10 protein-coding genes, 2 tRNA genes and 3 rRNA genes are annotated in these 16,337 nt (G+C 53.7%); 7 read left to right on the plus strand and 8 right to left on the minus strand.

Translation table 11 applies throughout. The features are described from left to right. Positions 1 to 30: 30 nt before the first annotated feature. Positions 31 to 1,023 carry a 2-keto-3-deoxygluconate transporter gene (kdgT, locus tag L379_RS20800; RefSeq protein WP_017694692.1) on the minus strand — a complete coding sequence of 331 codons (993 nt, stop codon included), beginning with the start codon at positions 1,021 to 1,023 and terminating at the stop codon, positions 31 to 33. A 646-nt stretch (positions 1,024 to 1,669) separates the two neighbouring features. On the opposite strand from kdgT, the gene proP reads away from it, so the two are divergent. After that, positions 1,670 to 3,172, plus strand: coding sequence for a glycine betaine/L-proline transporter ProP (gene proP, locus L379_RS20795; RefSeq protein WP_015570231.1), 1,503 nt, complete (start codon positions 1,670 to 1,672; stop codon positions 3,170 to 3,172). 33 nt (positions 3,173 to 3,205) lie between these two features. On the opposite strand, the gene L379_RS20790 is transcribed toward proP, so the two are convergent. Beyond that, positions 3,206 to 4,159 (minus strand): nickel/cobalt transporter, encoded by a 954-nt coding sequence (locus L379_RS20790; protein ID WP_032652254.1) that lies wholly within the window; start codon positions 4,157 to 4,159, stop codon positions 3,206 to 3,208. Positions 4,160 to 4,644: 485 nt separating this feature from the next. On the opposite strand from L379_RS20790, the gene L379_RS20785 reads away from it, so the two are divergent. The 4 genes from L379_RS20785 (at position 4,645) to rrf (ending at position 9,631) form a co-directional block, all read left to right on the plus strand. Beyond that, positions 4,645 to 6,186 (plus strand): 16S ribosomal RNA (locus tag L379_RS20785). Positions 6,187 to 6,270: 84 nt separating this feature from the next. After that, a tRNA-Glu gene (locus L379_RS20780) sits at positions 6,271 to 6,346 on the plus strand. Positions 6,347 to 6,538: 192 nt separating this feature from the next. Further along, positions 6,539 to 9,443, plus strand: a 23S ribosomal RNA gene (locus tag L379_RS20775). Positions 9,444 to 9,515: 72 nt separating this feature from the next. Then, positions 9,516 to 9,631, plus strand: a 5S ribosomal RNA gene (gene rrf, locus L379_RS20770). The 16S, 23S and 5S rRNA genes sit together here with 1 tRNA gene alongside, the layout of an rRNA operon. 107 nt (positions 9,632 to 9,738) lie before the next feature. Here rrf and L379_RS20765 read toward each other — a convergent pair. Both L379_RS20765 and L379_RS20760 read right to left on the minus strand, forming a co-directional pair. Next, entirely contained in the window at positions 9,739 to 10,356 is a 618-nt protein-coding gene (locus tag L379_RS20765; RefSeq protein ID WP_032652257.1) for a DUF2238 domain-containing protein, read from the minus strand. 113 nt (positions 10,357 to 10,469) lie between these two features. Further along, positions 10,470 to 10,545, minus strand: a tRNA-Phe gene (locus tag L379_RS20760). Between the two features lie 169 nt (positions 10,546 to 10,714). Here L379_RS20760 and L379_RS20755 point away from each other — a divergent pair. After that, positions 10,715 to 11,560, plus strand: a complete 846-nt coding sequence (locus L379_RS20755) for an AraC family transcriptional regulator (protein WP_032652259.1) — start codon at positions 10,715 to 10,717, stop codon at positions 11,558 to 11,560. A gap of 37 nt (positions 11,561 to 11,597) precedes the next feature. After that, complete coding sequence (locus tag L379_RS20750; protein WP_032652261.1) at positions 11,598 to 12,188, plus strand: LysE family translocator; 591 nt, start codon at positions 11,598 to 11,600, stop codon at positions 12,186 to 12,188. Here L379_RS20750 and L379_RS20745 read toward each other — a convergent pair. From L379_RS20745 to L379_RS20730, 4 genes are all read right to left on the minus strand, one after another. Beyond that, positions 12,185 to 12,760 carry a transcriptional regulator gene (locus L379_RS20745; RefSeq protein ID WP_017383972.1) on the minus strand — a complete coding sequence of 192 codons (576 nt, stop codon included), beginning with the start codon at positions 12,758 to 12,760 and terminating at the stop codon, positions 12,185 to 12,187. The two genes, L379_RS20750 and L379_RS20745, sit on opposite strands and share 4 nt — an antisense overlap. A 49-nt stretch (positions 12,761 to 12,809) precedes the next feature. Then, complete coding sequence (locus L379_RS20740; protein ID WP_032652264.1) at positions 12,810 to 14,513, minus strand: protein-disulfide reductase DsbD; 1,704 nt, start codon at positions 14,511 to 14,513, stop codon at positions 12,810 to 12,812. After that, a complete protein-coding gene (gene cutA, locus L379_RS20735; protein ID WP_003855908.1) occupies positions 14,489 to 14,812 on the minus strand; it encodes a divalent cation tolerance protein CutA in 324 nt (107 codons plus the stop codon). Before cutA ends, L379_RS20740 begins: the two co-directional genes overlap by 25 nt. A gap of 113 nt (positions 14,813 to 14,925) precedes the next feature. Then, complete coding sequence (locus L379_RS20730) at positions 14,926 to 16,227, minus strand: anaerobic C4-dicarboxylate transporter (protein WP_003855921.1); 1,302 nt, start codon at positions 16,225 to 16,227, stop codon at positions 14,926 to 14,928. Positions 16,228 to 16,337: the final 110 nt, after the last annotated feature.

The raw sequence follows: 16,337 nt of genomic DNA on the forward strand, positions 1-16,337 counted from the left end.
CCCCCTCTTTTTAAGGAGGGGGCGAAAGGGTTAGTGGTGCATTTCTACCGCTTCAGGTTCTGTTTGGGACTCAGGCACATGCCCAAAGCGTCTGGCATACAGTGCCGTGATGACAGGGACCAGAATTGCCGTCACAATCACGCTGGCGGCAACCAGAGCCGTGGCGGAAGCGGCCACGGGTTCAAAGGCCGGGTTAATCTGGGCGATAATCACCGGGTTGGCTACCGCAGCGCCTGCGGCCGAAGAGGCGGCCACGCCCGCGGTTCCGTTGCCGCCCCCGATGACGCGGTCTGCAATAATCAGTGGAATACCCGTGATGACGATGACGGCAACACCCAGCACAATGCCCAGCAGGCCGGTTTCCAGAATCACGTTCAGGTTGATGGTATTGCCCAACGCGAAGCCGAAGAACGGGATCAGTACCGGGGTGGCTTTGCTGAAGAAATCACGCAGATCGTGATCGAGGTTGCCCAGCGCAAAACCAATCAGGAACGGCAGGATCGCCCCGACAAAATGGTGTGGTTCAAAAGAGGCAAGGCCGGCAGAACCCAGAATCAACATCGTCATCAGCGGACCCGACTCCAGGGACATCAGCACGAACGCGCCCGATTCTTCTTTGGTGCCATATTGATTCATCAGGCTGGCATAGAGACCGCCGTTGGTCATATCCATTGCTGAGACTATGGCCAGAACGGATAATCCGGCGAAGAAGCCGGTCTGAATTCCATTCTCCGGAATGAACATTGCACAGATCATGGCAACAACCCAGGCGACCGCAATTTTAGTAATGACCAGCGTCCCTGATTTACGTAATACCGTACCTGTTGCACGCAAGTTAATTGATGCGCCGATGCAAAAGAACCAGACTGCCAGAATCGGTACCGTTCCGGTAATCATACCTTTTGTAAAACCGCCAAAATAAGCACCGGTATTCGGGGCTAGCGTATTTAATATCGCGCCAAGTACCAGCGGGACCAGCATCATCCCGCCCGGGATGCGTTCTATTGTTGCTTTAATCTTCATCATTAACCCTCACATCTCGTCCGCATGGCTGGCGGAAAGCTCAAAAAATAGATCAACAAATTCAAACGATTGCCTTTTTTGGGGCCAATCGATTCGTTATTTATGCTGTAGAGCGAAATTCAGGTGTTCAGCATTCCTTCATTTGAAAGCTGCTGGGATATCGTGTTCGGATTTATCATGCGATCTTTGGAATTGTGATTCAACGAAAATAAAACACTGTTTTAGTTATCTTCGTCACATATTGAATGTAAACAGGATTGCCCACTGTTAATAATTGAATTTTGTGTAAATTCGCTGTGAAGAAATGTGCTTGCATTTTGTTTGGGGAGGAATAATAACGGGCGTTAAGATCTGTTTGATAAGGGGGTTTAGAATGACCTTATTTATCATGAATTGACAAAAGCTGAAGGCAGCTTACGAACAGGAAAAATATGTGTGAAGTTGATCACATATATAAACGCTGGTAGGGTAAAAAGGTCTTTAACTGCCCAGACAGGCGTCAACAGGTTCGGTTGTATTGAGGTAAAACGTCAATGTAAGTAAACCTGCTACGCTTGAATAAGGAGATTCGCATGGAGCGGGTCTCTGGTTCACAGCTTGCAAAATGCGCTGTGAAACGGACAGGGCTGAGTCTACGAGGAAAGCTATGCTTAGAAGGAAAAAAGTAAAACCCATCACGCTGCGCGATGTCACCATTATTGATGACGCGAAACTGCGCAAAGCGATTACAGCGGCCTCGCTCGGTAATGCGATGGAGTGGTTCGATTTTGGTGTTTACGGCTTTGTGGCCTATGCACTTGGTAAAGTGTTCTTCCCTGGTGCCGATCCCAGCTTGCAGATGATTGCTGCGCTGGGTACGTTCTCCGTTCCCTTCCTGATTCGTCCTCTCGGTGGCCTTTTCTTCGGCATGCTGGGTGATAAATATGGTCGCCAGAAGATCCTGGCTATTACCATTGTCATCATGTCGATAAGTACATTCTGTATCGGCCTTATTCCGTCGTATGCAACTATTGGTATATGGGCGCCGATTCTGCTGTTGATCTGTAAGATGGCGCAGGGCTTCTCCGTTGGTGGCGAATATACCGGCGCATCGATTTTTGTCGCTGAATATTCTCCGGACCGTAAACGTGGCTTTATGGGCAGCTGGCTGGACTTTGGTTCGATTGCCGGTTTTGTCATGGGCGCGGGGGTTGTGGTTCTGATCTCAACCGTAGTGGGTGAAGAGAACTTCCTTGACTGGGGCTGGCGTATTCCGTTCTTCCTGGCGCTGCCGCTGGGCATCATTGGGCTTTATCTGCGTCACGCCCTGGAAGAGACGCCTGCGTTCCAGCAGCACGTTGAAAAGCTGGAGCAGGGTGACCGTGAAGGGTTACAGGATGGCCCGAAAGTGTCGTTCAAGGAGATTGCGACCAAACACTGGCGCAGCCTGCTGACCTGTATTGGTCTGGTGATTTCCACCAACGTGACCTATTACATGCTGTTGACCTACATGCCGAGCTACCTGTCGCATAACCTGCACTACTCGGAAGACCACGGTGTGCTGATTATTATCGCCATCATGGTGGGTATGCTGTTTGTGCAGCCGATTATGGGTCTGCTGAGCGACCGCTTTGGCCGTAAGCCATTCATTATTCTCGGCAGCGTCGCCCTGTTCGCACTGGCAATCCCGGCCTTTATTCTGATTAACAGCAATGTGCTGGGGCTGATTTTCGCCGGTCTGCTGATGCTGGCGGTGATCCTCAACTGCTTCATCGGGGTGATGGCTTCTACGCTGCCGGCAATGTTCCCGACGCATATTCGCTACAGTGCGCTGGCGGCAGCCTTTAATATCTCCGTTCTGATTGCGGGCCTGACGCCGACGCTTGCTGCTTCACTGGTGGAGAGCACGCAGAACCTGATGATGCCTGCTTACTATCTGATGGTCATTGCGGTGATCGGCCTGATTACCGGTATTACCATGAAGGAGACGGCGAATCGTCCGTTGAAAGGGGCAACGCCTGCGGCGTCTGATATTCAGGAAGCGAAAGAGATCCTGCGTGAGCACTACGATAATGTAGAGCAGAAGATTGAAGATATTGACGCAGAGATTGAGGCGCTCCAGACAAAACGCTCTCGCCTTGTCGATCAGCATCCGCGAATTAACGAGTGATAAAAAAACCCGCCGCTGGCGGGTTTTCTTTTATTAGCATCCTGCGGCAATATAGTCGCCGCCGGCGCTGACGGGGATCACCGTCAGGAACAGGATCGTCGCGAACAGTATCAGAACAACCCCTCCGGCAATTTTGACCATCGGCATTACCCAGTTCAGGGACGTGCCGCCGCCAAACCAGGTTACTGTGCGTTCACGCGCGTAACGTACTGCCAGCGACAGCCCCATAATCGACAGCGCCGTGCCCAGCGACATTGTCATCACAGCAGCAATCCCCCAGCTAATAATACCGAGCGCATTCGAGAACATCAGGATCATAATTGCCCCGCTGCACGGGCGTGCGCCAATGGCCAGCACCACGCCCAGACGGGTTTTCCAGTCGCTTTTAGTCAGATCCACCCCTACGCCGTGATGGCCGCAGCCACAGCGTTCATTATGCTGGTGAAGCGGCTTGATGGCGCTAATCGCCATTTTGCGCGGACGCAGGCTGCTGAGCGCCTGATAAATGATAAACGCGCCGAAGACGGCAATCAGCACGGCGCTGATTTTCTCGACGTACCAACGGCTGGTGCTGATATCTCCTGACGCGAGGTTCAATCCAACCGCCAGGATAAAGACAAAGACGATCGCGCTGACGCCCTGCATCATGCTACCGATAAACGGTACGACGCGCGCCGCGAGCTGGCTCTCTTTATTGGTGGTGAGATACGTGGTAACGATAAATTTGCCGTGCCCAGGTCCAACGGCATGGAGTACACCATAAAGAAACGCACCGGTTAACAACCATAGCCCACCGCTGTACTGATGATTATTAAGTTGCAGCAGATACATCACCAGATATCGGTGCAGGGTGATCTGGGTGGCGAGGCACCACTGAATAAAAGCATTCCAGTGCGTATGCAGTGCAAAACCTGCCATAAGTAACACCAGCATGGCGAGCCCGGCGGTTGGGGTACGCCAGTCACGTTGAAGTCGTTGTGTCGTCATGAGGTTGGCCCGCGAGAGAAATATTTGCCGCTAGTATAGTGTTCAAATCGCTGGATCACACCGGGATCGTCAATAGATTGTGGATAAGTCTGTGCGTAAAAAGGTATAAGGCGGGGTTTTGCTGGGGAATACAGCAGTCAGTCATTTTTTTGCAACTTTTCTGTTGCGGTCGCTCGGGAACTCCCTATAATGCGCCTCCATCGACACGGCGGATGTGAATCACTTCACAAACAACCCGGTCGGTTGAAGAGAAAAAATCCTGAAATAACGGGTTGACTCTGAAAGAGGAAAGCGTAATATACGCCACCTCGCGACAGAGCGCTGAAGCGCGTCGCAACTGCTCTTTAACAATTTATCAGACAATCTGTGTGGGCACTCAAAGTGACATGGATTCTTAATGTCTTCGGACACTAAATGAATACCAAGTCTCAACGAGTGAACACGTAATTCATTACGAAGTTTAATTCATTGAGCATCAAACTTTTAAATTGAAGAGTTTGATCATGGCTCAGATTGAACGCTGGCGGCAGGCCTAACACATGCAAGTCGAACGGTAACAGGAAGCAGCTTGCTGCTTTGCTGACGAGTGGCGGACGGGTGAGTAATGTCTGGGAAACTGCCTGATGGAGGGGGATAACTACTGGAAACGGTAGCTAATACCGCATAACGTCGCAAGACCAAAGAGGGGGACCTTCGGGCCTCTTGCCATCGGATGTGCCCAGATGGGATTAGCTAGTAGGTGGGGTAACGGCTCACCTAGGCGACGATCCCTAGCTGGTCTGAGAGGATGACCAGCCACACTGGAACTGAGACACGGTCCAGACTCCTACGGGAGGCAGCAGTGGGGAATATTGCACAATGGGCGCAAGCCTGATGCAGCCATGCCGCGTGTATGAAGAAGGCCTTCGGGTTGTAAAGTACTTTCAGCGGGGAGGAAGGCGATAAGGTTAATAACCTTGTCGATTGACGTTACCCGCAGAAGAAGCACCGGCTAACTCCGTGCCAGCAGCCGCGGTAATACGGAGGGTGCAAGCGTTAATCGGAATTACTGGGCGTAAAGCGCACGCAGGCGGTCTGTCAAGTCGGATGTGAAATCCCCGGGCTCAACCTGGGAACTGCATTCGAAACTGGCAGGCTAGAGTCTTGTAGAGGGGGGTAGAATTCCAGGTGTAGCGGTGAAATGCGTAGAGATCTGGAGGAATACCGGTGGCGAAGGCGGCCCCCTGGACAAAGACTGACGCTCAGGTGCGAAAGCGTGGGGAGCAAACAGGATTAGATACCCTGGTAGTCCACGCCGTAAACGATGTCGACTTGGAGGTTGTGCCCTTGAGGCGTGGCTTCCGGAGCTAACGCGTTAAGTCGACCGCCTGGGGAGTACGGCCGCAAGGTTAAAACTCAAATGAATTGACGGGGGCCCGCACAAGCGGTGGAGCATGTGGTTTAATTCGATGCAACGCGAAGAACCTTACCTACTCTTGACATCCAGAGAACTTTCCAGAGATGGATTGGTGCCTTCGGGAACTCTGAGACAGGTGCTGCATGGCTGTCGTCAGCTCGTGTTGTGAAATGTTGGGTTAAGTCCCGCAACGAGCGCAACCCTTATCCTTTGTTGCCAGCGGTTAGGCCGGGAACTCAAAGGAGACTGCCAGTGATAAACTGGAGGAAGGTGGGGATGACGTCAAGTCATCATGGCCCTTACGAGTAGGGCTACACACGTGCTACAATGGCGCATACAAAGAGAAGCGACCTCGCGAGAGCAAGCGGACCTCATAAAGTGCGTCGTAGTCCGGATTGGAGTCTGCAACTCGACTCCATGAAGTCGGAATCGCTAGTAATCGTGGATCAGAATGCCACGGTGAATACGTTCCCGGGCCTTGTACACACCGCCCGTCACACCATGGGAGTGGGTTGCAAAAGAAGTAGGTAGCTTAACCTTCGGGAGGGCGCTTACCACTTTGTGATTCATGACTGGGGTGAAGTCGTAACAAGGTAACCGTAGGGGAACCTGCGGTTGGATCACCTCCTTACCTTAAAGAACCTGCCTTTGCAGTGCTCACACAGATTGTCTGATGAAAAGTAAATAGCAAGGCGTCTTGCGATTGAGACTGTACGTCCCCTTCGTCTAGAGGCCCAGGACACCGCCCTTTCACGGCGGTAACAGGGGTTCGAATCCCCTAGGGGACGCCACTTGCTGGTTCGTGAGTGAAAGTCACCTGCCGTCATATCTCAAAACTGACTTGCGAGTCATGTTTGAGATATTTGCTCTTTAAAAATCTGGATCAAGCTGAAAATTGAAACGACACACAGCTCATGTGTGTTCGAGTCTCTCAAATTTTCGCAAGTCGATGGTGAATCGAAAGAAACATCTTCGGGTTGTGAGGTTAAGCGACTAAGCGTACACGGTGGATGCCCTGGCAGTCAGAGGCGATGAAGGACGTGCTAATCTGCGAAAAGCGCCGGCGAGGTGATATGAACCCTTGACCCGGCGATGTCCGAATGGGGAAACCCAGTGCAATCCGTTGCACTATCGTTAACTGAATACATAGGTTAACGAGGCGAACCGGGGGAACTGAAACATCTAAGTACCCCGAGGAAAAGAAATCAACCGAGATTCCCCCAGTAGCGGCGAGCGAACGGGGAGCAGCCCGGAGTCTGAATCAGCTTGTGTGTTAGTGGAACGGTCTGGAAAGTCCGACGGTACAGGGTGATAGTCCCGTACACGAAAATGCACATGCTGTGAACTCGAAGAGTAGGGCGGGACACGTGGTATCCTGTCTGAATATGGGGGGACCATCCTCCAAGGCTAAATACTCCTGACTGACCGATAGTGAACCAGTACCGTGAGGGAAAGGCGAAAAGAACCCCGGCGAGGGGAGTGAAAAAGAACCTGAAACCGTGTACGTACAAGCAGTGGGAGCCTCTTTATGGGGTGACTGCGTACCTTTTGTATAATGGGTCAGCGACTTATATTCTGTAGCAAGGTTAACCGTATAGGGGAGCCGAAGGGAAACCGAGTCTTAACTGGGCGTTAAGTTGCAGGGTATAGACCCGAAACCCGGTGATCTAGCCATGGGCAGGTTGAAGGTTGGGTAACACTAACTGGAGGACCGAACCGACTAATGTTGAAAAATTAGCGGATGACCTGTGGCTGGGGGTGAAAGGCCAATCAAACCGGGAGATAGCTGGTTCTCCCCGAAAGCTATTTAGGTAGCGCCTCGTGAACTCATCTTCGGGGGTAGAGCACTGTTTCGGCTAGGGGGCCATCCCGGCTTACCAACCCGATGCAAACTACGAATACCGAAGAATGTTATCACGGGAGACACACGGCGGGTGCTAACGTCCGTCGTGAAGAGGGAAACAACCCAGACCGCCAGCTAAGGTCCCAAAGTCATGGTTAAGTGGGAAACGATGTGGGAAGGCACAGACAGCCAGGATGTTGGCTTAGAAGCAGCCATCATTTAAAGAAAGCGTAATAGCTCACTGGTCGAGTCGGCCTGCGCGGAAGATGTAACGGGGCTAAACCATGCACCGAAGCTGCGGCAGCGACACTATGTGTTGTTGGGTAGGGGAGCGTTCTGTAAGCCGTTGAAGGTGTGCTGTGAGGCATGCTGGAGGTATCAGAAGTGCGAATGCTGACATAAGTAACGATAAAGCGGGTGAAAAGCCCGCTCGCCGGAAGACCAAGGGTTCCTGTCCAACGTTAATCGGGGCAGGGTGAGTCGACCCCTAAGGCGAGGCCGAAAGGCGTAGTCGATGGGAAACAGGTTAATATTCCTGTACTTGGTGTTACTGCGAAGGGGGGACGGAGAAGGCTATGTCAGCCGGGCGACGGTTGTCCCGGTTTAAGCATGTAGGCGGAGGTTCCAGGTAAATCCGGTACCTTATTAACGCTGAGGTGTGATGACGAGGCACTACGGTGCTGAAGTGATAAATGCCCTGCTTCCAGGAAAAGCCTCTAAGCATCAGGTAACACGAAATCGTACCCCAAACCGACACAGGTGGTCAGGTAGAGAATACCAAGGCGCTTGAGAGAACTCGGGTGAAGGAACTAGGCAAAATGGTGCCGTAACTTCGGGAGAAGGCACGCTGATGTGTAGGTGAAGCCCCTGCGGGCGGAGCTGAAATCAGTCGAAGATACCAGCTGGCTGCAACTGTTTATTAAAAACACAGCACTGTGCAAACACGAAAGTGGACGTATACGGTGTGACGCCTGCCCGGTGCCGGAAGGTTAATTGATGGGGTTAGCGGCAACGCGAAGCTCTTGATCGAAGCCCCGGTAAACGGCGGCCGTAACTATAACGGTCCTAAGGTAGCGAAATTCCTTGTCGGGTAAGTTCCGACCTGCACGAATGGCGTAATGATGGCCAGGCTGTCTCCACCCGAGACTCAGTGAAATTGAACTCGCTGTGAAGATGCAGTGTACCCGCGGCAAGACGGAAAGACCCCGTGAACCTTTACTATAGCTTGACACTGAACACTGGTCCTTGATGTGTAGGATAGGTGGGAGGCTTTGAAGCGTGGACGCCAGTCTGCGTGGAGCCAACCTTGAAATACCACCCTTTAATGGCTGGTGTTCTAACGTAGACCCGTAATCCGGGTTGCGGACAGTGTCTGGTGGGTAGTTTGACTGGGGCGGTCTCCTCCCAAAGAGTAACGGAGGAGCACGAAGGTTGGCTAATCCTGGTCGGACATCAGGAGGTTAGTGCAATGGCATAAGCCAGCTTGACTGCGAGCGTGACGGCGCGAGCAGGTGCGAAAGCAGGTCATAGTGATCCGGTGGTTCTGAATGGAAGGGCCATCGCTCAACGGATAAAAGGTACTCCGGGGATAACAGGCTGATACCGCCCAAGAGTTCATATCGACGGCGGTGTTTGGCACCTCGATGTCGGCTCATCACATCCTGGGGCTGAAGTAGGTCCCAAGGGTATGGCTGTTCGCCATTTAAAGTGGTACGCGAGCTGGGTTTAGAACGTCGTGAGACAGTTCGGTCCCTATCTGCCGTGGGCGCTGGAGAATTGAGGGGGGCTGCTCCTAGTACGAGAGGACCGGAGTGGACGCATCACTGGTGTTCGGGTTGTCATGCCAATGGCACTGCCCGGTAGCTAAATGCGGAAGAGATAAGTGCTGAAAGCATCTAAGCACGAAACTTGCCCCGAGATGAGTTCTCCCTGAGACTTTAAGTCTCCTGAAGGAACGTTAAAGACGATGACGTTGATAGGTCGGGTGTGTAAGCGCAGCGATGCGTTGAGCTAACCGATACTAATGAACCGTGAGGCTTAACCTTACAACGCCGAAGGTGTTTTGGCGAAGAGACAGACAATCAAATTTCAGCTTTGATACAGATTAACAGAATTTGCCTGGCGGCTTTAGCGCGGTGGTCCCACCTGACCCCATGCCGAACTCAGAAGTGAAACGCCGTAGCGCCGATGGTAGTGTGGGGTCTCCCCATGTGAGAGTAGGGAACTGCCAGGCATCAAACAAGTGAAGAGGCCATCCGCAAGGATGGCCTTTTTGCGTTTGTTTGTTGAAAAACGGCAGGCCGGGCAAGGCGAAGCCGCCACCCGGCAACTCAGAGCGTACTATCCCTGACAAACATTCAAACGAAGCAATTGCCGCTGATGGAAACGCCCAAGGGTCAGCACCGTCGTTAACGCACCAAGCAGCGCGCAAAACATATCAGACTGGGTATCCCATGGATCGCCCTGCGTCCCCAGAAAATCATCCGCACCCTGTCCCATTGCCAAAGCTGCCCACCACTCAATGAGTTCATAGGTGGCGCTAATGGCCAGAGCAACACAGCACACCAGAAATCCCGTCATCTTATGTCCACGAACATACCCACCGCGCAGCAGAATTTCTCGCGCTGCCAGTGCGGGAACCAGCCCCTGGAAGAAGTGACCGAGCTTGTCATACGGATTTCGGCTAAGCCCGAGCATCTCCTGAACCTCAAAACCAACCGGAACCTTTGCATAAGTGTACATACCACCAACCATCAGAATGATGGCGTGGAAGAAAACCAGGGTATAGAGAAGGGGAGTCAGGGGGTATCGCCGGTGCGTGGCAAGCAGAAGTGGGATGATGATAATGACGGGCGTCACCTCCATCAGCCAGGTGATGCGATCGCTCGTGAACAGGCCGGTATAAAACAGGATCAACAGCAGGAGCAGTGACCCGACTTTTAAAGCAGATAAGGTCATATCAATTTCATTGTCAGGGGAAAAAATCACTATTACCTGACAGAAGGGAAAATTCAATGCGTAGCGGATACAGAAAAGCAAAAACCCAGCCGTAGGCTGGGTTCTTTAAATAGTGGTGCCCGGACTCGGAATCGAACCAAGGACACGGGGATTTTCAATCCCCTGCTCTACCGACTGAGCTATCCGGGCAACGGAGCGCATTAAACCGCAATCGCGCGCGATCGTCAACATTATTTCGGGAAAAGCTGTTCAACTGCTTAAGTTTGCGGCAATCTGTCCGTTTGTGCCCTGGAATTGCACAAATCTTCCAGACAGTTCAGGCAAGATGTGACAATGCTGACGGTAAGAGGAGGGCAGTATGGCAAACGACTGGCTTGAGCTGCGTCAGCATGCAGAAACAGGTATTGAGACAATTAAGGCGCATTTCGAAGGACATGCCTTTGATCCCCACTGGCATGATAGCTATCTGGTCGGAATAACCCTTTCCGGCACGCAGCAGTTCCACTGTCGCCGTGAACGCCACCGTAGCCAGCCGGGCGATGCTTTTTTACTTGAGCCCGGGGAGATCCATGACGGTGATGCGCCGATAGAGGGGGGCTTTACTTATCTGACCTTTTATCTGGATGAACACTGGCTCACCCGTACGCTTCAAGGGCTGTACGACTCTACTCCCGGGAGCTACACCCTCCACTTTGCCCAAACGCTGACGCGAGAGCCTCAGTTGGTGCGCGCTATCGGTGATACATTTGCCTCGTTGCATAACGATGAAATGAAGATCGTCCAACAGAGCACAATGGATAACCTGCTCTCTCAGATCACTGCCCACTGCCACTGGCGTAAGAAACTCCCGTCTCAGTTACAAAGCTCCGCCGTGGCGCATCGTGCCCGCGACTATCTCTATGCGCATATCGGCGAGAACGTGGGGCTGTCAGACCTTGCCCGTGAGACGGGTACGGACCGCTTTACGCTCACCCGCTGTTTTAAGCGCGAATTTCACCTGGCACCGCACGCCTGGCTTATCCAGCTGCGCCTGGCAAAGGCCCGACAGATGCTGGCGTGTGGGGAACTGCCTGTTGATGTTGCGGCGGTAGTGGGTTTTGCCGATCAAAGCCATCTTGGTCGCTGGTTCCAGCGGGCATACCGTATTTCTCCGGCACACTACCGTCGGTTGTGCACAAACCTTCCAGACGTTTCCAGAAAATAACGGCACATTCGTGGCTCTAATAAAAAAGGAGTCACCTGTGAATTTATTACCCTTCCTGCTGTTTGCATTTGTCGCCTCGATTACACCGGGGCCAACCAATATTCTGGTACTGGCTAACAGTCAGCACTTTGGCGTAAAAAATACGTTTCCTGCGATCCTGGGCGGGTGTATTGCCGCCAGCGCTATTGTTCTGGTTTCAGGCGCAGGGGCAGGAGAAGTGTTACGCCAGTATCCGCTGATACGTCAGGTAATGAGCTGGGCGGGCGTGCTGTGGCTTTCCTGGATGAGCTGGCAGCTGTTTAGCGCCCCGGCCGCGAATCTCTCCTCCAGACGCCATGTCCGGTTTACCGCGCGGGCGGCGGCGTTATTACAGGTTGTAAACCCAAAAACGTGGATGATGGCACTGGCAGTTGTCAGCCTGTTTGCTCCGGCAAGCGACCATGCATTTCGGGATATTGCGCTGATGGCGCTATGGTTTCTGGCGATCTCCGTGGCTTGTTTGTTGTGCTGGGCGTGGCTGGGGAAGGCGGTGAACCGGATTTTCCGCACCACCGTGGCGATGGTGCGATTTCAGCGCGCGATGGCGCTGTGTTTGTTTATTTCCGCCTGGACGGGAATGCTGGCTTAGGTCAGTGCACCACCCATACGACACTGCGCGAACCGCAAAATATCTTCCGCCAGACGGTGCGCCGTATCCACATCCGCCTGGCTACGGTTCACCAGCATGCGGCTCAGGCAACCTTCCAGCACCAGCTCCATCTGCTTCGCGACCATTGCCGGGTCATCCACTTCAAGCGTGGTCAGCAGCTCGTGTGTGAACTCGTGCGCGGCACGTTTTTGCTGATCTGCCAGTTGATGGATGGGGTGCCCGGGATCCGGATAGTAGGTGCAGGCGGCGATAAACAGACAGCCTGGGTAACGGTTGTTGGTTACACACTCCGTCAGTGCGGTATAGCGCGCCAGCAGCTTTTGCTCGGTGGTCAGCTCTTCATTCAGCATCAGCTGCCTGCGCCAGATATCCACCTGCTGGCTGAGATAGCGCAGGGCATCGTACAGCAGCGCCTCTTTATCCGGCCAGAAGCGCTTAAGTTCATCCAGAGGGTAATCGATACGGTCGGCGACCATCTCAAGCGTGGTGCTGGCGATCCCTTGAATCTCAAGCAATTGCAGGGCTTGTCCCAGTACGTCTTCGCGTTGCACGGTTATCTCCTCCGCTATTCCCAACGGTTTGTCCCGTCTAAAGTGTTGTTTACGGTTGGCGATTGCGCAAATGCGCGTTGAATGTCGTCGCGTCCATAAACCCGGTTACACGCTGCGTCGGCTGTTCTTCCCCCTGTTCATTGAAGAACAGGATGGTAGGCAGCCCGAGCACATTAAGTTGCTTCAGTAGAGCCTTATCCTGCGCGCTGTTGGCGGTAACGTTCGCCTGGAGCAGAACGGTATCGCTCAGCGCATGTTGTACCTGCGGATCGCTGAAGGTGTATTTTTCAAACTCTTTGCAGGCCACGCACCAGTCGGCGTAGAGATCGAGCATGACCGGTTTGCCTTTCGCCTGCGCCAGGGCGCGGTTAAGGTCATCCACGTTCTTAATCTGTATAAAATTCAGATGAGCCTGCGTTTGACCTGCCGGGGTGCCAAACGCCCAGTCCTGTAGTGGACGGACGCTCACCAGCGCGGCCGCCAGCAGAAGGATCTGTAGCAGGCGCATCCACGGTTTCTTCGCCCCCAGACTCACGATAAACGCCCAACTGAAGAAGGCCACGCCGAGCATCGCCCACAGACGTGTACCCCACACATCACCAGTGATGCGCTCAAGCAGGAATACCGGTAGCGCCAGAATGACAAAACCAAACGCGGTTTTCACCGTCTCCATCCACGGTCCGCTCTTCGGCAGCAGACGATTGCCAAACACCGTCACCAGGATCAGCGGCAGGCCCATGCCGAGCGCGTAGAGGTACAGCGTGCCGCCGCCGAGCCACAGGTTGCCGCTCTGAGCAATGTATAACAGGATGGCGCTCAACGGCGCAGTGGTGCAGGGGGAGCAAATCAGCCCGGCGATGGCACCCATGGCGAACACGCCGCCCGCAGAGCCACCCTGCTGACGGTTGCTCATTAGCGTCAGACGGGTTTGCAGGGAAGAGGGCAGTTGCAGGGTGAACAGGCCAAACATCGACAGCGCCAGCAGAATAAACACCGCTGACAGACCGATAAGCACATAAGGGTGCTGAAGGGCGGCCTGGAACTGCAATCCGGCAGCAGCGACCACGAGGCCGAGCGCCGTATAGGTTAACGCCATGCCCTGCACATAGATAAAGGCCAGTACCAGCGCGCGGGCAGTGGAAAGGCGTTGTTTACCGCCCAGCACGATGCCAGAGATAAGCGGGTACATGGGCAGCACGCAGGGCGTAAAGGCGATGCCGATACCAATCAATAATGCCCAAAGCGCTGAGAACGGAAGGTCTGAAGCGGCTACGCCTTCACCCCTCACACTGGCCATTTCCCCTGAGGGGTGAGGGGAGGCCGCCGCTTTCACTTCGCTAAGCGGAACGACCTTTGTTTCAGGTGGGTAACAGAATCCAGCATCGGCGCAGCCCTGATAGGTGACCGTTAATGTGGCGCCTTTATCCGCCTGATTCACCGTGACGGGCACGCTTAAGCGCTGACGATAAATTTCACTCTTACCGTAGAACTCGTCCTCGTGCCACTCGCCAGCGGGCATCTGCAATGCGCCGACGTTCGCCTTTGCCGGCGTGATGCTGACCTGCTTGCGATAGAGGTAGTAACCCTCTTTCACCTGCCAGGTGAGACTGAGATCGTGCTGGTTTTGCTGAAAGTCGAAAACGAACGCCTGGTCGGCAGGAATAAAGTTCGAACGGCCGGGTGCGTCAAACAATCCGGCAAAAGCTGACGTGCTGCACAGCAGCAGGATCAGCGTAATGAAGCGTTGAGCCATGAGAGATAATCGTTATCGCCGTGGACCACTGGCAGAACCAGCAGCTCCGGGGTTTGGTATGGATGATGAGACTTGAGGCAGTCGAGGAGCGCCTGCTGGTTTGTCAGGTTGGTTTTGAGCAACATCTGGACTTCGTACTCTTGCTCCAGCTTACCTTCCCAGTAATAAAGGGAGGTGGCACCGGGAAGAAGTGTGACACAGGCAGCCAGTTTTTCGGCCAGCACTTTGGCGGCCAGATCCTGGGCAGAAGCTTCATCAGGGGCGGTGCACAGTACAACAACAGCATCAGGCGTGTTCACAAGTCGACCTCCTCATCACGAAAGTCTTCACTATATCACGCAAGGCGGTTGGTCATTAATGAAACGGGCCGCAGAGCGGCCCGTTTTTAACTATTTTTACAACGGCTAATCGTTTACAGCACAATGCCGCCGATGATAAAGCCGAGGATCACGCAGAGCGTAATCGCCACCACGCCCGGGATGAGGAACGCGTGGTTAAACACGTATTTACCAATACGGGTTGAGCCGGTGTCATCCATCTCAACCGCGGCCAGCAGGGTTGGGTAGGTGGGCAGAACGAACAGGGCGGAAACTGCTGCAAAAGAGGCAATCGCCGTCAGCGGCGTTACGCCCAGCATCAGTGCCGCAGGCATCAGCGCTTTGGTAGTCGCAGCCTGGGAGTACAGCAGCGTCGCGGCAAAGAACAGCACTACCGCCAGCAGCCACGGATAGTTGTGCAGCAGGTCGCCTGCAACGGTCTGGATATCGCTAATGTGCGCTTTCACAAAGGTATCACCGAGCCACGCCACGCCCAGCACGCACACGCAGGCGCTCATGCCGGATTTGAAGGTGCTGGCGTTCAGCACTTCGCTGGTGTCGATTTTACAGGTGATGCTGATCAGCGTCGCGATGGTCAGCATAAATACCACAATGGCTTCGTTACGCGGCAGAACCGGGTTCTGGATCAGACCTACCGTATCGCTGATGGCGGTCGCGTAGAACATCACGGCGACGATACCAATCAGGAACAGCAGCACGGAGCGTTTTGCATGCGGCTTCAGCTCGAAGACCTGACTACCGCGCAGGCTCACTTCACCTTTTGCCAGACGCTCCTGGTAAACCGGATCGTCTTTCAGCTCGGCGCCAAGGAAGTTACACAGTACGGCAGTGATCATTACCGCAATCAGCGTGACCGGAATACAGATTGCCAGCAGCGTCAGGTAGCTTACGCCCATCGGCTCAAGGATACCCGCGAAGAAGACTACCGCCGCGGAAATAGGCGAGGCGGTAATCGCAATCTGGGAGGCGACCACGGCAATAGAAAGAGGGCGAGACGGGCGAATACCCTGCTCTTTCGCCACTTCGGTGATTACCGGCAGCGTGGAGAAAGCGGTATGGCCGGTACCGGCGAGAATGGTCATAAACCAGGTCACCAGTGGGGCAAGGAAGGTGATGTATTTCGGATGGCGACGCAGCATTCGCTCCGCCAGGCTCACCAGGTAGTCCATACCGCCTGCGACCTGCATAGCCGCGATAGCAGCAATAACCGCCATGATGATTTCGATAACGTCAAAAGGGATTGCGCCGGGTTTAATCTGAAAGATCAGGGTAAGTACAAGCACCCCGAGACCGCCGGCAAAACCGATGCCGATACCCCCGAGTCGTGCGCCCAAATAAATCGCCAACAGGACGATGACGAGTTCTGCTCCAAACATAAAGACCTGCCTTGCTCATTAACAAGTTGATATTGAATTGTTGTGTTTTGGTAACGCCCATAAAGAAAAAAGGCACGTCACAAGTGACGTGCCTTTCGGAAGCTTAGCCT

It is taken from the genome of Enterobacter sp. MGH 33 (assembly GCF_000534535.1).
Lineage (GTDB): Bacteria > Pseudomonadota > Gammaproteobacteria > Enterobacterales > Enterobacteriaceae > Enterobacter > Enterobacter hormaechei_C.